This is a genomic window from Vibrio sp. NH-7 (assembly GCF_053643215.1).
Genome location: NZ_CM132188.1, coordinates 119,944 through 145,986, shown reverse-complemented (window position 1 = coordinate 145,986; position 26,043 = coordinate 119,944). Strand labels below are relative to the sequence as shown.

19 protein-coding genes are annotated in these 26,043 nt (G+C 47.7%); 12 read left to right on the top strand and 7 right to left on the bottom strand.

Features of this window, described 5'->3' with window-relative positions; all coding sequences use genetic code 11:
- Positions 1-283 precede the first annotated feature (283 nt).
- Positions 284-1,870 (bottom strand): family 16 glycosylhydrolase, encoded by a 1,587-nt coding sequence (locus tag ACUALS_RS15015; protein ID WP_454449732.1) that lies wholly within the window; start codon positions 1,868-1,870, stop codon positions 284-286.
- 59 nt (positions 1,871-1,929) lie between these two features.
- On the bottom strand, positions 1,930-3,879 hold the full coding sequence (locus tag ACUALS_RS15010; protein WP_454449731.1) for a hypothetical protein: 1,950 nt from the start codon (positions 3,877-3,879) through the stop codon (positions 1,930-1,932).
- Positions 3,880-4,240: 361 nt separating this feature from the next.
- Here ACUALS_RS15010 and ACUALS_RS15005 point away from each other — a divergent pair, with 361 nt between their 5' ends.
- Entirely contained in the window at positions 4,241-5,236 is a 996-nt protein-coding gene (locus tag ACUALS_RS15005) for a LacI family DNA-binding transcriptional regulator (protein WP_005469176.1), read from the top strand.
- 122 nt (positions 5,237-5,358) lie between these two features.
- Here ACUALS_RS15005 and ACUALS_RS15000 read toward each other — a convergent pair whose 3' ends face one another.
- The gene (locus ACUALS_RS15000; protein ID WP_454449730.1) at positions 5,359-6,147 is read right to left on the bottom strand and encodes a hypothetical protein; all 789 of its coding nucleotides are present in this window, start codon (positions 6,145-6,147) and stop codon (positions 5,359-5,361) included.
- Positions 6,148-6,584: 437 nt separating this feature from the next.
- On the opposite strand from ACUALS_RS15000, the gene ACUALS_RS14995 reads away from it, so the two are divergent.
- The 11 genes from ACUALS_RS14995 (at position 6,585) to ACUALS_RS14945 (ending at position 21,754) form a co-directional block, all read left to right on the top strand.
- A complete protein-coding gene (locus ACUALS_RS14995; protein WP_005469375.1) occupies positions 6,585-8,219 on the top strand; it encodes an ABC transporter substrate-binding protein in 1,635 nt (544 codons plus the stop codon).
- A 62-nt stretch (positions 8,220-8,281) separates the two neighbouring features.
- The gene (locus ACUALS_RS14990) at positions 8,282-9,256 is read left to right on the top strand and encodes an ABC transporter permease (RefSeq protein ID WP_005469054.1); all 975 of its coding nucleotides are present in this window, start codon (positions 8,282-8,284) and stop codon (positions 9,254-9,256) included.
- 8 nt (positions 9,257-9,264) lie between these two features.
- A complete protein-coding gene (locus ACUALS_RS14985; RefSeq protein WP_038135358.1) occupies positions 9,265-10,254 on the top strand; it encodes an ABC transporter permease in 990 nt (329 codons plus the stop codon).
- A complete protein-coding gene (locus ACUALS_RS14980) occupies positions 10,251-11,204 on the top strand; it encodes an ABC transporter ATP-binding protein (RefSeq protein WP_005469434.1) in 954 nt (317 codons plus the stop codon). The genes ACUALS_RS14985 and ACUALS_RS14980 overlap by 4 nt, the downstream gene beginning before the upstream one ends.
- Positions 11,205-11,217: 13 nt before the next feature.
- Positions 11,218-12,198 carry an ABC transporter ATP-binding protein gene (locus ACUALS_RS14975; RefSeq protein WP_038135361.1) on the top strand — a complete coding sequence of 327 codons (981 nt, stop codon included), beginning with the start codon at positions 11,218-11,220 and terminating at the stop codon, positions 12,196-12,198.
- Between the two features lie 114 nt (positions 12,199-12,312).
- Positions 12,313-15,759 carry a hypothetical protein gene (locus ACUALS_RS14970; protein WP_454449729.1) on the top strand — a complete coding sequence of 1,149 codons (3,447 nt, stop codon included), beginning with the start codon at positions 12,313-12,315 and terminating at the stop codon, positions 15,757-15,759.
- Between the two features lie 508 nt (positions 15,760-16,267).
- Positions 16,268-18,238 carry a HAMP domain-containing methyl-accepting chemotaxis protein gene (locus ACUALS_RS14965; RefSeq protein WP_454449728.1) on the top strand — a complete coding sequence of 657 codons (1,971 nt, stop codon included), beginning with the start codon at positions 16,268-16,270 and terminating at the stop codon, positions 18,236-18,238.
- 26 nt (positions 18,239-18,264) lie between these two features.
- Positions 18,265-19,494, top strand: coding sequence for an ABC transporter substrate-binding protein (locus tag ACUALS_RS14960; protein WP_454449727.1), 1,230 nt, complete (start codon positions 18,265-18,267; stop codon positions 19,492-19,494).
- Between the two features lie 192 nt (positions 19,495-19,686).
- Positions 19,687-20,097: a hypothetical protein gene (locus ACUALS_RS14955; RefSeq protein WP_038188122.1), complete on the top strand. Its 411-nt coding sequence runs from the start codon at positions 19,687-19,689 to the stop codon at positions 20,095-20,097.
- A gap of 2 nt (positions 20,098-20,099) precedes the next feature.
- Positions 20,100-20,804, top strand: coding sequence for a zinc metalloprotease (locus ACUALS_RS14950; RefSeq protein WP_334474485.1), 705 nt, complete (start codon positions 20,100-20,102; stop codon positions 20,802-20,804).
- A gap of 149 nt (positions 20,805-20,953) precedes the next feature.
- Positions 20,954-21,754, top strand: a complete 801-nt coding sequence (locus tag ACUALS_RS14945) for a Cof-type HAD-IIB family hydrolase (protein ID WP_038135373.1) — start codon at positions 20,954-20,956, stop codon at positions 21,752-21,754.
- On the opposite strand, the gene gloA2 is transcribed toward ACUALS_RS14945, so the two are convergent.
- The 4 genes from gloA2 to glgB all read right to left on the bottom strand — a co-directional run bounded on the left by gloA2 (position 21,751) and on the right by glgB (position 25,897).
- Positions 21,751-22,137: an SMU1112c/YaeR family gloxylase I-like metalloprotein gene (gene gloA2 / locus ACUALS_RS14940; protein WP_005469196.1), complete on the bottom strand. Its 387-nt coding sequence runs from the start codon at positions 22,135-22,137 to the stop codon at positions 21,751-21,753. The genes ACUALS_RS14945 and gloA2 overlap by 4 nt on opposite strands.
- A gap of 9 nt (positions 22,138-22,146) precedes the next feature.
- Positions 22,147-22,575 (bottom strand): VOC family protein, encoded by a 429-nt coding sequence (locus ACUALS_RS14935; protein ID WP_454449726.1) that lies wholly within the window; start codon positions 22,573-22,575, stop codon positions 22,147-22,149.
- Between the two features lie 134 nt (positions 22,576-22,709).
- Entirely contained in the window at positions 22,710-23,351 is a 642-nt protein-coding gene (locus ACUALS_RS14930; RefSeq protein ID WP_331400099.1) for a hypothetical protein, read from the bottom strand.
- A gap of 365 nt (positions 23,352-23,716) precedes the next feature.
- Positions 23,717-25,897 (bottom strand): 1,4-alpha-glucan branching protein GlgB, encoded by a 2,181-nt coding sequence (gene glgB / locus ACUALS_RS14925; RefSeq protein WP_454449725.1) that lies wholly within the window; start codon positions 25,895-25,897, stop codon positions 23,717-23,719.
- Between the last annotated feature and the right edge of the window lie 146 nt (positions 25,898-26,043).

Genomic DNA, 26,043 nt, shown 5'->3' with positions numbered 1-26,043 from the left:
TTCTTTTGTTTTGATATAAAAATCCAAAAATAAGCAGCATTCAAAAGCGTAGGGCATTCAATAGAGCGATACAGACTCAAATGAAGACAGAGTTGCCATTCATGTTTGGATTGAGGACAGAATACCCACCCACACCCCCTACAAAAAGTTATTTAAATCACAAAGAAAACGCTTTCTTTTAAGATCGATCACAAATTCCAATCTGATGATAAGAAGCTCAGGAACAAAAATACCGCGCATCAGGCGCGGTATTTTACGGGTTGGTTGAAGAGCCAAGCAGCGATTACTTGGTCATTCGGATGTTATCCAGCAATATGCTCATTTCTCCGGTCGGCTCAAATACCAGTAAGTTATTGATGTTGGAAGGATCGGCGCTACCGGAAACATAGCGGTTTCCCCCTGCAATGATATCGGCAACAGGGATTGAGATGGTTTGCCAATCGCTCGTCCCATCGAGAGGAACCGTAATATCACTGGTCGCAGGCCAACCACTGTCCATCTTCACGACCAACTCCACACCGGCACCGATGCTCTCCACTTTAACGTCAAAGCTCAGTACCCCAGATTCCAACCAAGACGACAAATCGGTCTTTGGTGAGCGGAAATAGAGGTTGCCTCCACCATTGAGTTTCGAGATAGACAACACCTTGCCTCGGCTCGGTTCATCAACCTCCGCGTGTTCCACAATATCAGTCGGGTCATAACTGCCATAAGCTAAGCTGGTGTTGAGTGAGTCCTCAAATATTATCAACTCGGGTCCATTCGCATAGCTGTCATCTTGAACCAAAATAGCAGGTGGTTGATTTCCTTTTACCAAGGTGGCGTTTTCTGAAGTGGCCGCGCAGCCCTTCCCTTTCCAGCGGTCAACTGAGCAGCGGTACACTTTGACATAATCAACCAACATGGTTTGCGGGAAAATGTCACTATTAACGCCTTTTTCATTCGCATTGGCCGCCCAAGAACCACCAACAGCGACATTGAGCAATAAGTGAAACTTCTCATTGAATGGCGCAAGCGTGTCGGCATTCACCAACTGCCCGTCTTGTTCATACTGAGCGTACCAACCTTCATGAGTTTGCGTTGCATAGTGAATGTTGTCTACATACCAACGAATTTCGCCCTCTTCCCATTCAATAGCGTAAGTATGGAAATCGTCGGCAGGGTTGATCCCATTCGGTAAGGTAACGCCCAGCCCACTGTGCACGTTATCTGGCCACGCTTTACCGTAATGCAGTGTCGCATGAATTCGGTTTTCTGCGTCACCCGGTTTCGCGCCTGGCGCATCGGATTGAGTGTTCAGGTTGACCGCTTCAAGAATGTCGATCTCCCCCGAGGCGGCCCAAGTGCCATATTTGCTTTGTGTCGGCAGCATCCAAATCGCAGGCCACGTTCCTTGCCCAGATGGCAGTTTGGCGCGAATCTCGAAACGACCATATTTTTGGTCACGCTTGCCTTTGGTTCTCAGCCTTGCCGATGTGTAGGGCAAGGTTTTGGTCGCGCCTCCCTTTACTCCGTCTGGGTTATCAGGACCGGTAAATGACTCTTTGCGCGCCACAATATGAAGAAAACCGTCTTTAACAAAGGCGTTTTGCTCTCGGTCTGTGTAACACTGTTGTTCATTGTTACCGCCGCCCCAGCAATTTTGCTCCAATGACCAGTAGCGAGGGTTAATACGCTCGCCATCAAAGTTATCTTGCCACGCAAGCTGCCATTTTTCGCTCGGCGTTATCGTCTCTTGCTTCAATGCCACTGGCTTTTTACCCGTGATAAATGACGCATCTGGGGTGTCTGCAGTACTGGTGCATCCCGCAATGATCGAGCCCGCAATCGCAGTCAGCATAAGCTGAGTAATCGGTGTTTTATCCAACATAATTATCCTTTCTAACGTGCGATAGGACCCGAGCCCTATCGCCTAAAACATCATGGGGGTTATTTCGAGTAGTAGACGTTGCTGACTTCGACTGTTACGCCATCTGGAATGTAGTTTTCTCCCGCTCCGTCCACTTCGCCAAGGAAGAACATCAATGCCACTACGGCGCTAAGGTCCATTTGCTCATAATTGGCAAGTTGTGACAGAGGAATGGAATAGCTTTGTGTCTCGGTAGAGATTGGGTACGCCGTGTTCCCACCCACTTGAACGAAGTGATTAACGGTGCCAGATCCTGCTGTTTGCATGCCCAGTTTGAACGTCACATCGGTTAGAGATTGCGTCGCTTTAATATCAAAATGTAAGCTGCCCTGTTCAAATCCCGTTAGGTTGGCTTCAACGCTAGGCTGAACCCCCGCACCCCACCAGCCAGGGAAGTTATCTGCACCCCCTGTCACCATAATTGATGAGCCTGATTCGCTAAGATAGATTCCCGAGTTCCCGCCCCACCAATAGAGATTAATTCCGTCAGCTAATGCGCCATCAATCACTGAATAACTGTCGCTGTTCACTGGTGCTTCTTCGTAAGGTGGTAGCTGAGCATCGAGCATTAGAGCATCAAGGCTGCCTGCGTAAGTTTTGCTAATCGCAATCGGGTTTCCATCACCATCTTGACCACGAGTCAAGCCATCAAACGCTCCCTGATCAACCAAATCCCAAAGCAGGTACTTGGCTTGGCCATTCATATCGATCATGCCAAAGTGCTTTTCAGAATGGTTGGCATCGGCGTGTTCCCAACCCGCTTTCCACTGTTCATCAAAAGCTTCAAAGAAAAACAGCGAGGCGCCAAACTCATTTGACCACTCTCTCAACCCGTCGTAATACAGTTTCTGTTTGTATTCGTCCGATGCCTTAGTTCCTGTCGCCCCAAACCCGTCACTCGACACGGTTGACCAACCGGTTTCACCGATATGAATCTGTTTCGTTGCATCAATGGCATTCACATTGTCTTGAACCATTTTGACCTGACTTAAGAAATGCGCTTGCGCTCTTTCCATGGCGGCCTCAAGCTGCTGCTGTTTTGGCAAGTCTTGTTCATCCAACGGTACCGCCCAAAAATCGCCATTCCAGTGGGTATCATGAAATGGATACGAATGAACCGAAACATAGTCGACCGCTTCAATAAGTGCTTTATAGTCATCGCCAGCATAATCGCCTTGCCCCGCCCAAACGGCAAAGTTGTCCGAACTGGTAATCCAAACGTCCGCAGGAAGTTCATCAACCAAGTCGTCATAACCCTTGGTAAAGTCGGCCGTTTTGAGAGCCTGAAGTTGATTCACATAGCCTGTTACCACAGTTGGGGAAACATGATAGTTTGCCCAATGGACCATAGATTCATTCCCTACAGCGAGCACTTTGATGATTTCGGGGTAGAGGTTGACCAGTTCAATCGCCTTGTCCATTTCCGCTTCGCTGGTTGCACTGCCTTGGGTTCTATCGATGTCACCACCACCCCAAGCATTAACTGCGTCAACCCAGATCCCCAACATGACAAACATTTTGAACCCTTCGCGATAGTCCGGAGACGCGGGATTCATGAAAGCATCAATCGCAGCAAGGACTCGCTCGGTATCAATGAAATCTTGCGTGTGATAGGTACGAATCATCTTGATTCCCATCGCTTCCATTAACAGCAGATCTTCTTTTATCTCCTCAACAGACGGCGCATTGTCGCCACTGTCACGGACAGCTTTGCGAAATGCTCCGTAAGAGATAGCCTGAAAATCCGGATTGCCAAGCAGAAAATCAGAGCCCGAAGCACGACTCGCGGCAGCGTCATAACCATAGATATTGGGATAAGGGGCAACAGGGGCAGGTTGAGCAGCAAGCGTCACTCGCTCAGTGTTATCAGGTGTCGAGCTCGATTCCTCCAACAGTTCTGAGTTACAGCCAGCAAGTAATAAAGGCAAACAGACCAGTAGAGCACTATTTTTAAGTTTGAATTTTTGCATAGGGTGCATTTCCATATCGTTCCACTATTTCATCATCTGACACAGGAAAGCGCTTTCTTGTAAATTTTGTTAAACACTCACCTGATGATATCCAGTTGTCATTCGACTGTCTTTGCTCAATACTACTGCGCTTAATTTGATCAATGACTTAGAAATAACATTGGAATATGGCGATTTTGCCAACATAACACCCCTACATTACGAGATCCAAATCATATTGAAAGCGCTTTCTTTGGTTTGTGCTCACATTTATGGGGTAAAATGGAGATAAATGTAGAGTCCTCCAAGAAAAGCGAGTAAATAGTAAAACACCATGCACTCGTAAACGAATAACGACACCCTTTTTAAAAGAGTTAATGCCTTGATTACAATAAAAGAAGTCGCAGAGTTGGCCAAAGTTTCCCAAGCAACTGTCTCTCGTGCAATTAACAATCACCCGACTGTGAAAGAAGCGAACCGTAAGAAAGTGTTTGCTGCGATTGAGCAACTCGGATACAAGCCCAATGCATTTGCTCAGGCATTAGCATCCAGCCGTTCGAACAGCATCGGCATGCTTGTTGGCTCGTTAGATGGCCCCTTCTATGGTCCTTTAATGCACCACACGGAAGACACCATTCGCCGTAACAACAATCACTTGATTGTCACTAGCGGTCAGGAGTCTCACACCAAAGAGCGCGAATCGATTGAATTTTTGCGCTCCAAACGCGTAGATGGCTTCATTTTGCACTCAGACAAACTCTCTGACGACGAACTCATTGAGGTGGTCAAAGAGACCCCTGCGACCATCATTTTGAATCGCTTTATCCCAGATATTGCTGACAACTGCATTTTTATCGACAACGAGTTGGGCGGCTATCTTGCAACCAAGCATTTACTCGACAAAGGCCATCAGAAAATCGCTTGTATTACGGGTCAACTCAGTAAAGGGGATAGCCGAGACCGACTGCAAGGCTATCGTCTAGCCCTTGCTGAAGCGGGGATCACCTATAATCCGTCCTATGTGATTGAAGGGCGATTTGACCATGATGGCAACCATGAGCGCACTCGACGCCTTTTGGATCGCGCCCCAGACATCACCGCGGTCTTCTGTCAAAACGATAATATTGCCCTTGCGGTGTATGACGTTGCTGCTGAACGCAACATCACCATTGGCAAAGACTTATCGGTGGTAGGCTTCGACAATGATTACCACAGCGCCCACATTCGCCCTAGATTGACAACCGTTAACTTCCCAGTCGAAGAGATGGGCAGGGAAGCGGCAAGAGGTGTGCTAGCGATTGTGCAAGACAACCCAGCGAATATGAAAAAGCAGCTTCAACCAGAGCTCATTGTGAGAGATTCCGTCGGCACGCTATAACCGCCGGAAATGATCGGCTCGTCATAGCGATAGATAACCGGTTCACTTAGAGCCGTCGTCCACTTAGAACTATCGTCGAGAAAAAGCGGATACACTCCGCTTTCTCACATGCACATGTGGGCTCAAAAAGGCTCAGTTAACCGATACAAGTCCGCTTCAATAAGCGCCTCATACCCTTCTGGCAGCATAGGATTGGTTAACGTCATCACCTGGCGATGAGCCAAGTCTGCTTTTGCGATTGCTTCCCCATAGTGAGCGAAGAAATGCTCCGCCACCATTTGCTGTTTTTCCTGCCACTGTTGCCCTAAGCGCTCAGCTAACTGTGCCCCGTTTTTGTTCACATAAAACACAACTGGAAATGGATAATAGAGTGCCAGTGTTGGCTCGATGGCTAAATTACGCGTTTGCTGGTTAGGGTCAGCCAAAATGTCATGGATTTCATTAACTCCGAGCGTCATAAAGTCGACCTCACCCTGCTCGATCCAACCCAGCATATCGTCCAACGAACCGCGCTCAACAACATCAAACCCGTTGGCTCGAAAAAGCTCAGCATCGACCCATGTGGCAGGCACACCGACTCGTTTAGATTTCAATTGCGCCAATGTTAAATCTCGAAACTCGTCGATACGCTCACGAGCAACCACCATTAAACGCCAACCAAGCAGCCCTCGACAAAGTGGAATCTTCACTTCAATCAAGGGTTTTCCAGCAAACTTCTTGTTTCCGGCAATCGTCACCAGCGCATCCGCGCCACTGTCAAACACAGCGCCTTCATCTTCCGCAGCGGGATAGTCGGTAAGGTCGTTATGTATTGGTTCTAATTCCTTGCTATCTGTGGCCAACAGCTCGAATAATTGATACTCATATTCTTGCCTAGCAACAGACTTATTTCCGTTCCAAAAAGTGATCACGAGATTCCCCTAAGTGCACGACAGAAGTGCTAAGAATTTCCTTTTTGCTCCACCAAAGAAAGCGGTTTCTTTAATTTTGGTGAAATTTGTGAAGATCCGCAAATTTAACACATAGAAAAGAGTGATCGACATCTAAAAATGTCGTTTATTTCACCCTGCCTGTTGTAACAAGCTAGCACGAAAACGCTCAAAAACATTAACAGTAAAAACGCGGGGTATCATTTTAAATTACTGATTATATTGAATAATAAATCAAATCTCATTCTAATTTCATTATCTTGGCACAAAGCAATGATCTGTGATCCAAGGTCTATTTTGAACACAAAAGTTTGTATTCATGACTTCATGAAGCTAAAACAACCCCAAGAAAGCGCTTTCTTTTAAGAAAAACGCTTCCGGGGGATGAATCAAACCAATAATGAAATAAGGACAATGTGATGCATAAGAAAACTCTGCTCGCGACCATTGCTGCCAGCATGCTGCTTTCAACGGCGGCTCAAGCGGAAGACATCAAGCAAGGTGGAACACTGACGGTTCCAATCATCAACACAGGCTTTGTGGAAAACTTCAACCCATACACTACCAAAGACCTGTACCACGGCATCATGTTTGAGCCACTTATGGTCTTCAACAATATGACAGGTGAAACAGACTTCCGCCTAGCCGAGTCTTTTGCCTACTCTGATGATCTTAAAACGATCACCCTAAAACTTAAAAAGGGCTTGAAATGGTCTGATGGTACGCCGTTAACTGCGCAAGACGTGGTCTACAGCTTCATGCTTACGAAAGAGGCGCCTGCCTTTGACCAAAAAGGGATTTGGTCGGGTAAGAACTTGCAAACCATCACAGCGACAGACGCAACCACGGTGGTTTTCGAGTTAGCGAAAGCCGATTCAACATTCGCTTGGAATCTAGAGCGTTACCACATTGTTCCAAAACACATCTGGTCAAAAGTTGATGACCTCACCACATTTACCAACCCTAACCCTGTTGGTAGCGGGCCAATGACGGTGGTGAAATACCTCAAGCCTCAGCAAATGGAACTGTGTCGCAATCCAAATTACTACCTTGAAGGCCGTCCTTACTTAGATTGTGTCAACTTCCGCTCGTACAACGACAACTCACAAATTCAACCTGCTTTGATCAAAGGCGAAATTGACTGGGGCTCCAACTTTATTGCCGACGTTGAGTCGACCTTCGTGGCTCAAGATAAAGCGAACAACCACTTCTGGTACCCAGCAAACGACGCGATCCACCTTTACGTAAATACCAAGCAAAAGCCATTTGATGATCTTCGTGTTCGTCAGGCGCTTTCAATGGCGCTAGACCGTGAAGCAATCGTTGATATCGCCGCTTACGGTTACCCAACAGCCAACTACAACCCAGGTGGCATCGCAGAGTTGTATAAAACGCACATTGATAAAAACGTGAACGACAAGTACGGCTACCTTACGCGCTACGACGCAGACAAAGCAAAAGCACTGCTTGATGAAGCAGGACTGGTCGATAAAAACGGCGACGGCTACCGCGACAATGCCGACGGCTCAGATATTTCTTTCGATATTGAAGTGGTGAACGGCTGGACCGACTGGATTCAAGTTGTGCAAATGGTCACCGAATACTTCGACGAGGTGGGTATTAAAGCCAATGTGAAAACGGTTGACTGGGCGGTGTATGACAAGAATCTTAAAGAGAGCAACTACACCATGTCGATCAACTGGTCGATGGTGGCAACCAACCCAATCTTAGCTTACCAAGAGTACTTCTCGACGTCGCGCATTGGTAAAACATGGCACGCGGGTCACGGCATTAACTCACCAGAGATCGACAAGCTGATCGACAGTTTCGGCAAGATTGGTGATGCCCAAGAACAAGAAGCGGTGATCTCTGAGTTGCAAGAATACACAGCTCAAAACATGCCATTTATCCCACTGTTCTCAAACCCGACATGGTTCCAATACAGCACCAAGAAAGTGGTGGGTTGGCCGAACGAAAAAGACCCATACGTTCAACCGGTTTGGTACGACGGCGGTAAGCGCGTGATTATTTTGAACAACTTACACCTTAAATAATCTCTCTCACTAGCAATTATAAGGAGCCTAAGTTGTTAGGCTCCTAGGTTAAAAGGTTCGTTATGTCGTTTTTAGTTCGCCGATTTGGCTTTTATTTCACCGCTTTTCTTATTGCCATATCCTTCAACTTTATGTTGCCAAGGTTAATGCCCGGAGATCCCGTGGATGCCTTGTTTGCTGCAGCCCAAGGTCGAATGGATCCTGCGCAAATGGATGCGGTGCGCGAAATGTATGGCTTTGTGGATGGCAACATCTTCGAGCAATACATCGCTTACATAAAAAGTGTTTTTACCCTCGATCTTGGCCCTTCTGTTCTGATGTTCCCTGTGAGTGTCTCTGAAGTGATCGCCAACGCCCTACCTTGGACTATGTTCTTAGCCTTGGGCTCTTTGATTGTCGCGCTTATCATCGGTGTCAGTATTGGTACTTATGCCTCTTACCGACGCGAAGGCTTTTTTGGTCAGGTAGTACCACCGGTTCTCGCGTTCATCAGTAACTTCCCTTACATCGTTACTGCGCTGCTGCTGTTTTACTTCTTTGGCTTAAAACTCGAGATGCTTCCCCTCGCCTACACCTATGACCCAGCACTCGACCCCGGCTTTACGTGGGAGTTTATCTCCAGCGTCGCGAAACACGCCGTATTACCGGTTGGTTCGATGGTGATCGTCGGAATCTCAACATGGGTGTTTAACATGCGTAACGCGATGATCAACGTCTTGGGCGAAGATTACGTCACCATGGCGGAAGCGAAAGGATTAAGCAGCTACCGCGTCATGTCTCGCTATGCTGGACGCAATGCCATCCTTCCTGTCGCAACAGCCATTGCGATGGCGATTGGTTTCTCGTTTGCAGGCTCGATCATGACCGAAGTGGTATTTAACTACCAAGGACTTGGCAACATCTTGCTAAAAGGCATTGTGGCGCGCGATTACCCACTTATTCAAGCCATTCTACTCATTCTGGTGTCAGCGGTTCTGACTGCGAATTTCATCGCTGACTTACTCTACGTTTGGCTCGATCCACGTATTTCGAATTAAGGTGCATCATGGACAAACTCATTAACACGACTTCATCGTCCGCCCACGCTTTGACAAAACGTGAATCAAAGTTTTCGTGGCAACGAATCAAGAAATCGCTCGGCAAAGTGTACGCTTTCTTTTATGGCAACCCACCAGCCATCATTGGCGGCCTGTTACTCTCTATTGTGTTGGCTGGCGCTATTTTTGCTCCAGTGTTGGCAACGCATAACCCAGAAAAACGGGTCGCAAGACCACATGTCGCCCCCAACGCAGAGCATGTGCTTGGCACCACTCGTAGCGGACGCGACGTTTACAGCCAAGTGCTCTATGGCGCACGTAAATCGTTAACCGTGGCAATCTCTGCGGGCATCATTGCCATGAGCCTTGCGGTGATCATTGGCGTCTCATCAGGCTACTTTGGTGGAAAAATTGATGACCGTTTGAACTTTTTAACCAACGTTTTCTTGGTCTTCCCTCAATTGCCATTGTTGATTGTTCTGGCCGCGTTCTTAGGTCAAGTCGGGTCTCTGGTGATAACCATCCTCCTCGGGATCACCTCCTGGCCGTGGGGCGCGCGGGTCATACGCTCGCAAACCATGGCGATTCGCAATAAGGAGTTCATCATCTCTGCGGAAGTGATGGGCGAATCCAAAATCCGCATCATCCTCGTTGAGATCCTGCCGAACCTTGTCTCAATTGTGTTTGGCGGCTTCCTAGGTACGGTGATCTACGCAATGGGCTCAGAAGCGGGGCTAGGCATTCTCGGTTTGGGCGATGCAACCGAAGTGAGCTGGGGATCCATGCTCTACTGGGCACAAACCTCGTCAGCGCTGTACACCGGAGCGTGGTGGGAAATGCTGGTACCAGCGATGGCATTGGCAATTACCGGCGGTGCGCTTGCGCTCGTCAATATGTCGATTGACCAAGTGAGCAACCCGAAACTTCGTACCGGCCCGCACATCAAGCTGTGGCACAAACTGAAAAAAGAAGCCGATAAACGCCGAGGTCTAAGATGAGCAAGTTACTAGAAATCAATAATCTATGCGTTGACTATGTCTCTCCAAATGGCGTAGCTCGCGCGGTAAACAACGTCAGTCTGTCGATTGCACCAGGTGAAACCTTAGGTATTGCAGGCGAATCAGGCTGCGGCAAGAGCACACTCGCGTTTGCGATCTCTCGCTTGCACAAAGCGCCCGCACTGATTTCCGAGGGTGAAATCATCTACAACGGCCAAGATGTGTTGAAGATGAATGATCGCCAGCTACGTAAATTCCGTTGGAACGACGTCTCGGTGGTGTTTCAAAGTGCGATGAACTCGCTCAACCCAGTGATTACCATTGGTGAACAGTTGACCGACGTCATTCTTGCTCACCGCAAGATTCCATACAAACAAGCGTATGACCGTGCCGTAGAGCTACTGAACGTGGTGGGTATACATGGCGACCGTATGGCGAGCTTTCCACACCAATTAAGTGGCGGCATGCGTCAACGCGTGGTGATCGCAGTCGCGTTAGCCCTTGAGCCAAAACTGATCATTATGGACGAGCCAACCACCGCGCTTGATGTGGTGGTCGAGCGCGAAATCCTCAATGAGCTGTATGAGCTTAAGAGCAAATTTGGTTTCTCGATTCTGTTCATCAGCCATGACTTGAGCTTGATGGGTGAGATTGCAGACCGAATTGGCGTGATGTACGCAGGCAATCTGATTGAACTTGGCGATGCCCAGAATGTTTTTGGTGACCCTCAGCATCCTTATACCAAAGGACTGATTTCGTCATTCCCAACCATTCACGGACCAAAAGAGCGCTTGTACGGCATCCCGGGTAACCCAGTGAACTTACTGCAAATTCCGCAAGGCTGTAACTTCCAAGAACGATGCAACGACTGCTTTGCCCAATGTAAACAGGCAGAACCTGTATTGGCGCGTGTCAACAACGGCAACTTAGTCTCTTGCCACCTTGTTTAACAGGAGAGAAAACATGGAAAACGCAACCAATCCTGAGGTCATTCTCTCGGTGAAAAACTTGGTCAAAGACTTTCCACTCGGTCAGTCAGTGAAAAGCAATCTTATGCGCGCCGTAAACGACGTATCGTTTGAGCTGCGTAAAGGCGAAGCACTGGCCATTGTTGGTGAATCGGGCTCAGGCAAAAGTACTGGCGCACGGGTCTTAACTCGTATCTATGATAAAACTGGCGGTAATGTTGAGTTTAAAGGCCAAGAGCTCAGCGAGTACATCAAAGAGCATGGTGAGCTTGAATACGCACGCCAAGTGCAGATGATCTTCCAAGACCCATTTGGCTCATTAAACCCTGTTCATACCATCTATCATCACATCGCTCGCCCTTTGATGATTCACAATCGTGCGAGCAAAGAAGCGATCCCACAACTGGTGTATGAGTTACTCGACTTGGTCGGTCTGTCACCAGTAAAAGAGACGGCAGAAAAGTACCCACATGAGCTAAGTGGTGGTCAACGCCAACGTGTCGCGATTGCCCGCGCGATTGCCGTCGATCCAGAGGTCATCCTTGCCGATGAACCAATTTCAATGCTCGATGTGTCGGTTCGACTCGGCATCTTGAACTTGATGTCAGATCTTAAAGACAAACACGGCATTTCGTTTATGTACATCACCCACGATATCGCTACCGCGCGTTACTTCGCGGAAAAGACCGCAGTGATGTACGTCGGGCACATGGTGGAATGGGGAAACAGCGACAGCGTGACGCAAAATCCGCAGCATCCGTACTCGCAGTTACTTCTTTCTGCGGTACCGGAAGTGGGCAACTCAGGAAAACGTGAGCTAATGGCGAAAAAAGGCGACATCCCACTGTGGAAACCCAGCAGTGTCGGCTGTCCGTTTGCCAGTCGCTGCCTAAAAGCGACTGAGCAATGTACGCAGTCCGTGCCCGAGCCAACCCAAGTCGGGCCAGACCATTACGCGCGCTGCCATCACCTATAACGATAAACAGATTTAAACAGACATTTCGCTCTAAGCTTAAAGAACCGGGTTCACAGCTTGGCTACGGTTCTTATTGCTCAAAATCAGCGAAATGTAGGTATCAAGGAAAAAATTATGACTTTTGCTACTCCATCTCACTTAGCCATTGGCGGTCAATTCGTTGACTTAGACGGTGAGCGATTTTACAAAATCAGCAACGTTGACCAGATGAAACCCTTCTTTATCAGTGTGGTTTCTGCCAGCGATCACTGGCTGTTTATCTCATCAACGGGGGCGCTTTCGGCAGGTCGCATTCGCCCAGAAAATGCCTTGTTCCCTTACCGTTCGGTCGATCACATTCATGAGAGTGCCGATAACACTGGCTCAAAAACCATCGTTCGAGTCAAACAAGACAACGGCGTTATGCTCTGGGAACCGTTTAACCCACACCACAATGGCCTGTACCAAACGGAGCGTAATCTCTACAAAAATACCATCGGGGACAAGATCGTATTTGAAGAGATAAACCACTCTCTGCAATTGAAATTCAGCTACCGCTGGAGTTCGAGTGAGCGTTTCGGATTTGTCCGTCAGTGTGAGTTCACTAACCTGAGTAACCAAACTCGTGATATGGACGTACTCGACGGGGTACAAAACCTGCTGCCGTCTGGTGCGCCTTTGCAGGCATTGCAAACTCGTAGCGCCTTGGTCGATGCCTACAAATGGAACGAACAAGTTGAAGCGTCCTCGCTTGCGCTTTACACCATGTACGCCAAGCTGAGTGATCGCGCAGAGCCTGCCGAATCTCTCCTTGCGACCACCGTCTTTGCGCTTGATCAGGGAGACCACCAGCTGTTACTGAGCAGCGAACAAGTGAACGCGTTTCGCCAAGGCCAATCAATCAACAGTGAGCCACTAACAAAAGGCGTACGCGGCAGCTATCTGATCCACAAAACACTTTCTCTTGCTCCAAGTGAAAAACAAGGCTGGTTGATCGTTGCTGACATCGACAAGAATCATCAAGCGGTCAGCGAACTTATTAGCCTGTTAGACAAACCTGCGGATCTGCGATTAAACGTCGAGCAAAGCATCGCCGACAACCAAAATGACTTAGTTAAGTTGATGTCGGGCGCGGACGCTTGGCAATTGACCAACGAAGAGAACACCAGCGTTCACCACTATGCGAACGTATTGTTTAACAACATGCGCGGCGGTGTGATTGAAAACAACTACGACTTAGATAAGCAAGATGTACTCAAGACGCTGCGCAACGCCAACCAAAAAGTAGCCGCAAAACACAGCGCCTTTTTCGCCGACCTACCCGACTCTTTTACTCACACCGAGCTCATCTCCGCTGCGAAAAACAGCCAAGATCCACAGCTTATCCGCCTCAGTTACGAGTACTTGCCGCTGACGTTTGGTCGTCGCCACGGTGACCCGAGTCGTCCTTGGAACCACTACGAAATCAAACTCAAAGATGAAAATGGTGAGCGCTTACTTTCATATCAAGGTAACTGGCGTGATATTTTCCAGAACTGGGAAGCCATCGCTTTGAGCTACCCTGGTTTCATTCAATCCTTTATCGCTAAATTTGTGAATGCCTCAACCATTGATGGCTACAACCCTTACCGCATTACGAAAGATGGCATCGACTGGGAACTGCTTGAGCCTGACGATCCTTGGAGCAACATCGGCTACTGGGGTGATCACCAGATCATCTACCTACTCAAGTTCCTTGAGCTGGCGAAAAAGTATCAGGGTGCGCAGCTGACTGAACAACTGTCGAGCGACATCTACAGCTACGCGAACGTCCCTTACAAGCTCTGTTCTGTTGAGCAGCTCTTCGCGAACCCGAAGGATACGGTCTCATTTGACCAAGAGCTGCAACACGAGATTGAACAACGTGTCGAAGCGCTCGGCAGCGATGGTCGCTTGCTCGTGGAAGGTGGCGATGAGGTTTACATGGTCAACTTGACGGAAAAGATTTTGGTTCCGCTGCTGTCAAAACTCAGCAACCTCGTGCTCGATGGCGGTATTTGGCTGAACACTCAACGTCCGGAATGGAACGATGCCAACAATGCCATCGTGGGTAACGGCTTATCCATGGTCACGCTCTACTACATGCGTCGCTACGTCGCCTTTACCCAAGCGCTGCTGGAATCGGCACCGGATTCGATCTCCATGTCGAAAGAAGTGTTCGACTGGATGCTTTCGATTCACAAAGTGCTGCAAGACGCGAGCAAAGAGATTCGCCAAGAAACCGTAACTCGCCAAACGCGCAAAGCCATTCTGACCCAGCTAGAGAAAGCGTTCGAACTCTACCGCAGCCGCGTCTACCGCATGAAAGGTTTCTCGGGCAAGACTCAAGTCGAGGTGAGCGCGATTTCCGACATGCTGGCCACCAGCCTAGATGTGCTCGACTCCAGCATTCAAAGCAACTTACGCCAAGACGGTTTGTACAACGCCTACAACATTGTCACCTACAGCGGCGAAACTCTTAATATTGAAGAGCTGTACCCGATGCTTGAAGGTCAAGTCGCGGTGCTCAGCTCAGGCGTACTTTCACCGAAGGAGGCGGTCAATTTGCTGGATAACCTCTTTGCCAGCGAGATGTATCGCGACGATCAACGCAGCTTTATGCTCTACCCAGATCGCGATCTACCAAGCTTCATGGAGAAAAACCAAATCACTGCGGACCAGATTGCCCAATCACCACTGTTGTCTGCCATGCTCAAAGCGGGAGACCAACGCATTGTGAATCAAGATGCAACAGGCGCGGTCCACTTCAACCCCGCTTTTGAAAATGCCGAGTTCCTTGCTGCGGCGCTCAACAGCATCGATAGCAATCAGTACAAAGCACTGACGGAAGAAGCGAAAGAGGCGGTTCATAACCTCTATGAACAAGTCTTCAATCATAAAGCCTTTACTGGGCGCTCTGGCACCATGTTTGGCTATGAAGGTCTGGGCTGTATCTACTGGCACATGGTGTCAAAACTGCTTCTGGCGGTGCAGGAAAACTATCTCGCCGCGCGCAATCTCGATCCAAGCAGTAAAGAAACCGCTCAATTGGCGCACTACTATTATCAAGTTCGCGCCGGTATTGGGTTCAATAAAACGCCAGATAACTACGGCGCCTTCCCAACCGATCCATACTCCCATACGCCAAAACAAGCGGGCGCTCAGCAGCCGGGAATGACTGGTCAGGTAAAAGAAGAGGTCATCACTCGATTCACAGAACTGGGGATTGAAGTGGAAAATGGGGCAATTGGCATCAACCCAACACTGCTATCTCCACAAGAGTTTCTCTCTCAAGCGACTCAGTTTGATTGTTTGAATGTGTTGGGTGAACGATGCAGCTACAAAGTTGATGAGAATCAGTTGGCATTTACCTACTGCCAAGTGCCTTTTGTTTATGAGTTATCAGACCGTGCAACCATCACCTGCTTCTTCACAGATGGGAAGGTTGAAAACATCGAGGGTTTACTGCTGAGCGAATCGATAAGCAAGCACCTGTTTGAACGTGATAATCAAATTAAAAAAATAAAGGTGTGTATTCCAAAACACCAACTTCTAACTCAATAATCGTCGCGAGTTAGCTTCGCGAGCCATCCAGTTATTCGGGGGAGAACTGGGTGGCTCGCTTTTTTATCAATGCAAACTTTAGGGTCTGTTGATCTTTCGAGCTGATTTTTGCAGCAGTTTGTGGGAAATTTATACAAGGCAGAGGCTTTGAAGTGTAGCTAGCGTACATGAAAAGCCGATAACGCAGTAGAAATGAACCACAAACGCTGCCCGAAGGGTTCAGCTAAAATCGTTTTATGCTTTGTTAAGGGGTATTTACTCAGAATGACTAGGCTACACACCCCTTGCCGCGCCTAAAACGATTTTATCTCGAACAAAATTTAACCGCGAAAGGTCAACAGACCCTAGTGAAAACTAATATTTTAAACCCAATATAAAACAAGTAATTACCCTAAAAGCTACCCTTTAGCCTCTCTATCAATTAAACGAAAAGACGATAACCAACAGCAGATCTACTGCTTTTGGTCTAGGTTTATTATTAGTTTCCTTACTAGGCGTAAATGAACCGATGAAAATATCGCTCAACATTGTTCAAAGAACGATTCTTGGTTATTTGGGTATGTTTATCCTCTTAGCCGCGCTAGGCGTTTTCAGTTACGTTAACCTCACCAAAGTCGATGCCAATATCGGCTCGATCACGCAAATCGCAACCCCCCAGTTGGTGAAAAGTTCACAGCTTCGTACCTCTATTTTGAACAGTCAACGATTGCTACTCGAGTACCTCACCTTTGAAGATATTGACGCGCTCCCAGCCATCAAAGCGTCGTTTGACAACGAGCGAAAGGAGTTTGAGTCAATTTTCAAACAACTCAACGATGAGCAGTCGACATCCAGTGGCAACATTGCCTCACTCACCTCCTCCTTTTATCAAGATGCCCAACGCATCATGAACCTGCATAACGAATCACTTTATGCTCAGCAGAATCTCTATCTCGCTCAGGCAGAGTTTGTGAAATTTGAAGATGCTTTCCAAAGAGTCACTCAACAGCTGCTCACAAAGCTCAGTAAAAGCCGCTCGCAGAGCAACAAAGTCGACCGCCTGACCAGCGGCATAAAGCGAGACCTTAGAACACTGCGAGCCGCCAACCCCGATATGGATCTGGTCAAGCTGATCGATAACTTCAATCGCAACACCACTCTAGCGAAGGAAGGGATACAAAACGTCAAACTCAGCGCTGGATTAATCAAACGGTTCGACACTGTGGTTGAAAAACTAAAAATCGCCGGAGTGTCAGAAAAAGGCATGTTGCCCTTAATGCTCACGGTCAAGAATCAACAAGAAGAGATTCGAGCGCTTATTCGACAAGTTCAACAAAAGTCACGCACCTTAGAGAAAGCGTTTGATCGCCTCGCTGACAATGCTTTGACGGCGGTAGACAACGCCAAAACCGCCACTGAGCAGTCAGTCTATTCTGCTGAGCGTTTAATTGTGATCCTCACTGTAATCTCTGCGCTTGTGGCTATGCTTATTGGCTATCTCACCGCCAAAGCCATTCACACACCACTCACTCTTATCAACCGCGTGTTGCGTTTGATGCGCGAAGGGGACATGACCCACAAAGTCCGTTATGAGTCTAACTGTGAGTTCGGCGAACTCTCTCACTCTATCGACAAACTGGTCGGCGAAATGAAGCACTTACTTAGCCAAATCAACACAGGTTCAAAAGACTTGGCAACGCAAGCAACCAAAGCCTCGCAAATCAGTGATTCCACCATGAGCCGAGTTTCGTCCCAAGTTCAACAAATCGACATGGTCGCCGCAGCAATTTCACAAATGGAAACCAGTGTGACTGAAGTGCATCGGTCAACGGAGCAATCGCAAAACGAAGTCGAACAGGCAAACGAGAGTACCCTGATGAGTCGCCAACAAGTGGCAAGCGGATTAACGCTGGTCGAGGAGCTGTTGGATTCCATCAACACCGCCACCGACATTACCAAGAAGTTGGATCAATACTCCGGCAACATTGGCAGCATACTGGATGTGATTCGTGACATCGCTGACCAAACCAACTTACTCGCGCTCAATGCCGCCATAGAAGCGGCTCGAGCGGGCGAACACGGCAGAGGCTTTGCGGTTGTCGCTGATGAAGTCAGAACACTGGCTAATCGCACCCAACAATCGACCGTCGAGATTCAAGCCATGATTGAGCGTCTGCAATCAAGTTCAGACGAAGTGGTGAACGTTATGAACACCAGCCAAGAAAAAACCGAGCAATGTGTTGAGCAGAATAGAGTGACAGACAAAACGCTCCAAACCGTTGTCGAACGAATGGGAACCATCAAAGAGATGAGCATTCAAGTCGCTCACGCGTCTGAAGAACAAATAAAAGTGAGCCAAGAAATTGCTCAAAGTATCAACGAAATTTCAGAGATTGCGTCGAAAACTGAGGTCGAAGCACAGGGTGCTGCATCGGTCAGTGACGCTCTGGCGCAATTAGCGCAGAACCAACGAACCCTAGTGAAGCGATTCAAAGTCTAACTCGCGGTAAAATAAAGGAACTTCATATGAGAGCAAAACCGATAGCCTTACTGGTAGCTACGTGCTGCTTCCCTAGCTTAGTCAGCGCTGGAAATCTCGTGATCGAGAGCTGGCGGGAAGACGGAAAAATCTGGAATGAAACCATTATCCCAGCGTTCAACGCCAAACATCCCGGCATTACCGTGACCTACAAACACACACCTGCCACCGACTACAATACCGCGCTAAATGAAAGACTTGCAGCGGGCAATGCTGGCGATATTATCACTTGTCGCCCCTTTGATGATTCTTTAAAGCTCTATCAAGAGAACAACCTTGTCGACCTCACCGATATTGATGGCATGGAAAACTTCCCATCATTCGCTCAGTCAGCTTGGCAAACCGACGACGGCTCTGTCACCTTCTGTCTGCCGCTGGCCTCCGTTATCCACGGCTTCTTATACAACAAATCGATTTTTAAAGAGTTAGGAATCACACCGCCGACCACCAATGAGGAATTTTATGCCGCTCTGGGCAAAGTGAAAGCAAGTGGCAAATATACCCCGCTCGCAATGGGAACCAACGATAAGTGGGAAGCTGCAACCATGGGCTTTCAAAACATTGGTCCAAACTACTGGCAAGGGGAAGATGGGCGTTTCGCGCTGCTGTCAGGGGATGGCAAACTGACCAACTCTGAATATGTTGATGTTTTCAACCAACTCGCCATGTGGGGACAATACATGGGTGACGGTTATCAGACCCGAACCTATAACGATGCAATCGCCATGTTTGGTGGTGGTAACGCGGCGGTTTATCCTGCTGGGTCTTGGGATATTTTAGCCTTCAAAGACAAGATTGATTTAGGTGTTTTCCGCCCAACGGTTGCCAATAAAGACGATGATTGTTTCATCAGTGACCATACCGATATTGGTATTGGCATCAATGCCAAGAGTTCAAACCCAGAAGATGCGAAAACCTTGATTCAGTGGATGGCCAGTGAAGAGTTTGCGGAGCTATTTACAAACGCACTGCCAGGCTTCTTCTCGCTATCAAACCACTTCATTGAAGTGGAAGATCCAACAGCAAAAGAAATGCTTGCATGGCGTGATACTTGTGACTCGACAATTCGTAACTCTTATCAAATCCTTAATCGAGGAACGCCTAGTTTGGAGCTGGAAATTTGGGAAACCAGTGTCGGCGTAATTAACGGCACCATGTCTCCTCAAGATGCAACCAGTCGATTGCAAACGGGCTTAGACGGATGGTACAAACCATAACCCGCGCCTGCCGTTAATCCCCCCACTTCTGTCACTAAGCAAGAAAGCCCCAAAGAGGGCTTTTTTGCTTCCTCTCCAACGTCGAATAATACGTAAGATTTGCAAGCTAGAGGTAAGATTTGTAAGTAAAAGAAGCGGTTAGAGAATTCGACTCTTATTATTGATGAAATTTTAGAAACCGTTGATGTAACAATGAAAAAACTCGCTTTACTCCTATTTCTGTCAATGCCCGCGGCAGCACAAACTAACCTTTACTTGGGCGTTGATAGCCTGTTGAGCGGCTCAAAGGGCTCTGTTCAATATGGATTTCAGTTTGCAAACTCTAACGGTGATCGCTTCGGTTATGAGTTGGTGTATACCAAGTATGAGTCAGAATATTCTTACGGACTGAACGTGAAACCGTCCTTCCCACTAGTAAACAACTTCTTTGTCACTCCGATAGCGGGTTATCATAAATTTAGCAACGATAGATACAGCCCTGTCTATGGCATAGAACTGTCTCATCACTTTAACTTTTTCGAAATTCGTACGGGGGTTAAAAAGAATGATTCTGGTATCGATGACAACGTTAACTACTACGTTGGTGGAGCCATTAGATATTAATCATGAAAACAATTTTCTTTGCCACTCTTATTTCTTTTTCCGCTATCGCGGACACCATCTCGGTTCAAAATGAATCGATCACGATTAACCTTCGCTTCAATGAGTTCCAAGGTTTAGATAAACAACGATATGTTGATGCGTCCAAAGAGTGGCTTGAGGTCGTTAAGTCCGTTGAGGGGAGAGAGCATCACACATTAGACATTGATGTCGTGGTGACAGATACGATCGAATCCGATGGCCTAGCCCTAGTAGAAGAGTCAGTGCTGATCAAGGGTCTAGAAATTCCAACATACGGCGTTATTTGGATGCACGCCAATACCCATCAGCCCAATTTTGAGGTCGCGAGTTACAAAGGCACCATCTTGCATGAGATTGGCCACATTTTGGGGATTGGCTCCACCACAGACCCATTTATCGTGGATCACATCGATGAGATCAATGGCTCTGGCTTTTGTATAGACAACAGCGTAGCACTGGCCACCTACAACCGACTCTACAACACCCAGTTTACGTGTTTACCCTTCTCGACCAATGGGCACTTATACGATGACATTCAATCTGAGGATGAACCTAGAGGGAACCATGTTCCACCTATGACTCAGGAAGTGATGGCAAACGGTAATGATATACGACCAATCACCCTAGCCGTATTGGACGATATTGGTTACCAGGTGGATTACTCACAGATAGATATGACACGAAAATAGTGTCAACTGATTTAAAACCCCCTTCCATGCCTTGTCACTTTCGATAAGGCATTTTTACTTTGATTGAACTAAATCATTTGAGCATTCCATAAAGTCAGGTAACTTACTGTCTGAAGTCCAATCAACAGTGTCCTCTGACTCTCTATACTATGTCACAACTCGATATTAAATTTGTCGCCGCCGATATGGATGGCACCCTGCTCGATGAAAACAGCCAACTCAATCCTGATTTCTTCGATATTTACCAACAACTTGAGAACAAAGGGATCCTATTCGCAGCCGCTTCGGGTCGCCAATACTACAGCCTGATCGACACCTTTGCGCCAGTAAAAGATAACATGCTATTTGTCGCCGAAAATGGCACCTTAGTCATGCACCAAGGTCAAGAGCTCTACAGCTGCGAAATCGACAAACCTTCGATAAAAAGCATCATCCAGTTAGCTCGTAGTATTGAAGGCGCTCACATCGTGTTGTGCGGCAAAAAGTCTGCGTATATCGAAACAAAGGACTCAGCGGCAATAGAAGAGTTCGCCAAATACTACCACCGCTGTGAGTATGTTACCGATCTACTTAGCGTCGAAGACGACTTCATTAAGGTGGCCATCTGTCATTTTGGCGGCTCAGAAGAGCTGGTTTATCCAGCGTTTCATCAAGCCTTTGGTAAGACGCACCAAGTAGTGGTCAGCGCCAAGATTTGGCTTGATGTGATGAATGCCAAGGCGTCCAAAGGGGCTGCCATTGAGCATTTACAGCAATCACTTGGGTTTACTTACGAGCAAACCATGAGTTTTGGTGATTACCTCAATGATCTGGAGATGCTGAAAGTCAGTTATCACTCCTACGCTATGGAAAACGCCCACCCCGTGGTAAAAGAAACGGCTCGCTTTTCTGCACCGAGCAATGCAGAGGCAGGCGTATTCACGATCATCAAGGAGCAGCTGCTCGACTAGGCTTGGTAGAGTTCCAAGGGTAAGCCGTCTGGGTCTTTAAAAAAGGTAAACGGCTTACCCGTAAACTCATCGATTCTGATGGGTTCTACCTCCACACCAGCCTCACGCAAATACTCGGCGTACTCTTGGACCGATTCAACAGTAAAGGCTAAGTGCCTAAGCCCTTGTGCTTCGGGTCGTGAAGGGCGAACTGGTGGGTTGGGAAAAGAAAACAACTCAATTTGGCTGCCATCTGGAAGCGCGAGATCCAGCTTGTAGGAGTCTCGCTCAGCTCGATAATTTTCTGCCACCACTCTCAGTTTCAGAGTTTGTGTGTAAAACTGCTTGGATAGCGGATAGTCAGAGCAAATTATTGCCGCGTGGTGGATCGCGAGTAATGTCATGTATCGCTCCTACTCAATCACTAATGACCCATCGGCATTGAACTCCCAGCAATCACCGTACGCGACCTCCCACAGATAACCATCTGGATCAGAGAAATAACCACTGTACCCACCCCAAAACACATCTTTCGCCTCTTTTTCCAAGGTTGCGCCCGCTTGAACAGCAAGCGCGAGGACTTGATCGACTTCCTCCCTCGAACGCGTGTTATGCGCAAGAGTCACACCACTGAAACCGTTTCGCGTAACCGCCTTATCAGCAGACACATCTTCTGCGAGTGCCGCGAGTGGGTATAAGGCAAGGCAGACCCCACCAGTTTTGAAAAAAATGATGCCATCTTCTGGCGTTCTTGAGGAAGGGAAGCCAAGTTGGCGGTAAAACTGATACGAACGCTCTAAATCTTCCACGCCCAATGTGATGATGCTGATTCTCGGTTCCATCTGATTCTCCTTGTCTAAGTCTGGTTATCATAGCGGTGAGAAACATAGGTGTCTGTTAACCAGCAGCAAAGAGACAAAAAAAGCTTCCATCTTGGAAGCTTTTTGTCATTTCGAAAGTGAACCGCTAAACCGGACTATTCTTGCTCTTTAAACATATCGAAACTTAAGCCGAACGTCGCAAAGATCAAGTCTTCACCCGCTCTGACTTCAGCAAAATATTGATCGTAACGAACGCCGACGAAACCCGCTAACGTGTCTTGCATCAGCGCTGGATCGTTCAAGTCCGTTGCAGCCTCAAAACCCACGTATAGAGGTAAATCAAACTGCGATTGTAGGTTGTACTGATAACGCCCGATCGCCCACATTGCCCATTCACCATTAGTGATAGAGTTCTGGTGCTCTGGGTCAATCACACGATCCTCAATTTGGTACTCTTCTTTGGCAAAGGTCCCTTTCCAATAAGCACTAAACCAATGACTCTCATTTAGACGGTAACGTGCGCCGGTTTCCCATGTGTGCGAATGGCGCAGTTCCGAATCGCCCATAGAGAACTTAGCGAACACATCCCAATCTTCAAAATCGTGAATGTATTTTAAACCGATTCCCCATTCAACACTGTTCTTCTCATGATAGAACCCCGGTAAATCACTGTACTCTGTATCGTAATAATACTTAGATTCACCAACATAGGTTCCTTCAAGAAGATCGACGGAAACCTGTAACTCCGAAGCCAGAACCGGTGTCGCACACAGCCCTAGCAATAATAGCTTTTTCATTGTTTGTACCTTAAATAGACAAAACAATCCGTGTCCGCTTACCGATCGAAATGTCGGATATAACAAAGCTCCCTAAACAGGCGATCCAATGAACGCTGTTTTTTTGCCATTCTAAAGCTCAAAACTGTGATATCAACCCAACTCAAACTGGGCGAAGAGCATTCTCAAATATAAGACAAAAATAGAGTAAGACGCAGATTCAAAAAGGAATATAGACGAATAATTCGACAAAGACTGTGAACTGTTATGACGATAAAAGGCTAGTTGGTGATATTGATATCAATCCAGTAGAATATTGCCCGCTTTATACAGAAAGGCCTGACATTTTGTCAGGCCTTTAAACAATTGTGCATTACTAGAGAAGGTTAAGTTAACTTGTAAAACACAGTCGCTAACGGTGGTAGACGAAGCGTTAGTGATTGAGCCAAGCCCTCACTTTCAGTTTCATCGGATTCGACCGCTGCCAATACCTCAAAACCACTTCCGCAATACTCCGAAGAATCGGTATTAAGCAGAAGCTCGTAACGCCCCGCATTTGGTACACCAACTCTGAATGATTCGTGTGGTACCGGGGTAAAGTTCGTGATCACGAGAATGCGTTCGCCGCTCTCACTGATTCGCTCATGGGCTAGAATCGATGCATCAGCGGCATCTTGCAGGCGCCATTCAAAGCCTGATGGCTCGCAATCAAGCTCATGCATCGCTTTCTCATCACGATAGAGCTTATTGAGATCTCGAGTCAGTGCTTGAACACCTTGATGGCGTTCAAACTCAAGCAAGAACCATTGCAGTTGATCATCATGATTCCATTCTGCCGTTTGGCCAATCTCCGCGCCCATAAAGTTCAGCTTCTTGCCTGGTTGCGCGTACATGTACCCTAAGTAAGCTCGTAAGTTTGCTGTTTGCTGCCACTCATCACCCGGCATCTTATTGTGAATGGAACCTTTGCCGTACACCACTTCATCATGGGAGAGCGAAAGCACGTAGTTTTCGCTGTGTGCGTAAACCAATGGGAAGGTAATCGTGTTGTGATGGTACTTACGGTGAACTGGATCTTCTTGAATGTATGACAGCGAGTCATGCATCCAACCCATGTTCCACTTGAACCCAAAACCAAGTCCGCCCATAAAGGTTGGAGCCGAAACGCCAGGGAAAGCGGTCGATTCTTCTGCAATCGTCATCGCATTTGGGAAGTACTTATAAACTTCTTCGTTCATCCACTTCAAGGTCGCAATGGCATCGTAGTTCTCGTTGCCGCCGTCGACGTTGGGAATCCATTGGTCATGGCTGCGCGAGTAATCCAAGTACAGCATAGAGGCCACGGCATCCACGCGAATACCGTCAATATGGAACTGTTCGAACCAATAGAGCGCGTTGGAGACAAGGAAACGACGAACATGCTCACGACCTAAATCGTAAATGTATGAGTTCCAATCTTGATGCCAACCACGTCGTGGGTCTGGATCATGGAACAACGGCGTGCCGTCAAAATTCGCTAAGCCGTGGTCATCGGATGGGAAGTGCGCTGGCACCCAGTCAAGTACAACACCCAATCCCGCTTGGTGGCACTGATCGACAAAGTACTTAAAATCATCTGGTGCGCCATAACGGCTGGTCGGCGCGAACAAGCCTACAGGTTGGTAGCCCCAAGATCCGTAAAACGGGTGCTCGGAAACTGGCATAAGCTCAACATGGGTGTAGCCCATCTCCACCAAATAAGGAATCAACTCATCGGCCAGCTCGCGATAATTAAGAAAATCGCCGTTGTCGTCCCTTTTCCATGAACCGACATGCAACTCATAAAACGAGAGGGCTTCTTTGCGTTTCTCTGTGACAGGGCGGGTTTGCCACTTTTCATCTTGCCACGCGTAGCGAGAGTGGTCATAGGTTAACGATGCAAACGATGGGAATTGCTCAGAGTGTGCGCCCCACGGATCGGCTTTGTGTGGTAGCCCCTCACCATTAGGTCCTTTCAACTCGAACTTGTATTGGGTCCCTTCCGGCAAGTTAGGCACAAACAAACCCCAAATACCGTAATCTAAACGCTGCATTGGCGTGCGGCGTCCATCCCACTGGTTAAAATCCCCAACTAAGCTACATGCGCTTGCATGCGGAGCATAAACCAAGAAACGCGTACCGCTGATCTGCTTACCGTCACGTTCAAGGGTAATGAACTGCGCACCCATGTGCTTGTACATCTCTTTTGGCGTATGCAGGTCATCGTATTCCGCATAAATATTGTGATACTGATAAGGGTCGTCGACGATTTGCTCTGTCTCTCCCCACTGCACTGCAAGTTGGTAGTGGGTGAAATGTAAGTCACGTTTGTCCGCAAGAATAAAGCCTGACGCATCTTCGCGCGTCAATTCAATCGGGTCTTCGCCATCAATCAACAACGAGACCGAGTCTGCGCCGGGCATCCATACTCGGATAGCGCCGTCGTCAGCATCAAGGTATGGACCAAGGAATGAAAATGGGTCAACAAACGTTGCATGAGAAAGCTGGTTATACGCTTGCGTTTTTTTGTCCAGAATAGCCGTTTTCAAATGTATCTCTCCCTAACCGAACTTTCATGTATCGACTTGGCACTGTGAATGGGTGAATTCTGTCCCTATCCCTCACCATTGGGGCACGGTATTAGCAAGCAAAAAGAAACCATCACATAGGCTAAGTTGATATTATTGTTCTAATT

Excerpts from the sequence above, each read along its gene's own strand:
- ACUALS_RS15015 (WP_454449732.1), bottom strand. The coding sequence starts at position 1,870 with ATGTTGGATAAAACACCGATTACTCAGCTTATGCTGACTGCGATTGCG.
- ACUALS_RS15010 (WP_454449731.1), bottom strand. The coding sequence starts at position 3,879 with ATGCAAAAATTCAAACTTAAAAATAGTGCTCTACTGGTCTGTTTGCCT.
- ACUALS_RS14995 (WP_005469375.1), top strand. The coding sequence starts at position 6,585 with ATGCATAAGAAAACTCTGCTCGCGACCATTGCTGCCAGCATGCTGCTT.
- ACUALS_RS14990 (WP_005469054.1), top strand. The coding sequence starts at position 8,282 with ATGTCGTTTTTAGTTCGCCGATTTGGCTTTTATTTCACCGCTTTTCTT.
- ACUALS_RS14985 (WP_038135358.1), top strand. The coding sequence starts at position 9,265 with ATGGACAAACTCATTAACACGACTTCATCGTCCGCCCACGCTTTGACA.
- ACUALS_RS14980 (WP_005469434.1), top strand. The coding sequence starts at position 10,251 with ATGAGCAAGTTACTAGAAATCAATAATCTATGCGTTGACTATGTCTCT.
- ACUALS_RS14975 (WP_038135361.1), top strand. The coding sequence starts at position 11,218 with ATGGAAAACGCAACCAATCCTGAGGTCATTCTCTCGGTGAAAAACTTG.
- ACUALS_RS14970 (WP_454449729.1), top strand. The coding sequence starts at position 12,313 with ATGACTTTTGCTACTCCATCTCACTTAGCCATTGGCGGTCAATTCGTT.
- ACUALS_RS14965 (WP_454449728.1), top strand. The coding sequence starts at position 16,268 with ATGAAAATATCGCTCAACATTGTTCAAAGAACGATTCTTGGTTATTTG.
- ACUALS_RS14960 (WP_454449727.1), top strand. The coding sequence starts at position 18,265 with ATGAGAGCAAAACCGATAGCCTTACTGGTAGCTACGTGCTGCTTCCCT.
- ACUALS_RS14955 (WP_038188122.1), top strand. The coding sequence starts at position 19,687 with ATGAAAAAACTCGCTTTACTCCTATTTCTGTCAATGCCCGCGGCAGCA.
- ACUALS_RS14950 (WP_334474485.1), top strand. The coding sequence starts at position 20,100 with ATGAAAACAATTTTCTTTGCCACTCTTATTTCTTTTTCCGCTATCGCG.
- ACUALS_RS14945 (WP_038135373.1), top strand. The coding sequence starts at position 20,954 with ATGTCACAACTCGATATTAAATTTGTCGCCGCCGATATGGATGGCACC.
- gloA2 (WP_005469196.1), bottom strand. The coding sequence starts at position 22,137 with ATGACATTACTCGCGATCCACCACGCGGCAATAATTTGCTCTGACTAT.
- ACUALS_RS14935 (WP_454449726.1), bottom strand. The coding sequence starts at position 22,575 with ATGGAACCGAGAATCAGCATCATCACATTGGGCGTGGAAGATTTAGAG.
- ACUALS_RS14930 (WP_331400099.1), bottom strand. The coding sequence starts at position 23,351 with ATGAAAAAGCTATTATTGCTAGGGCTGTGTGCGACACCGGTTCTGGCT.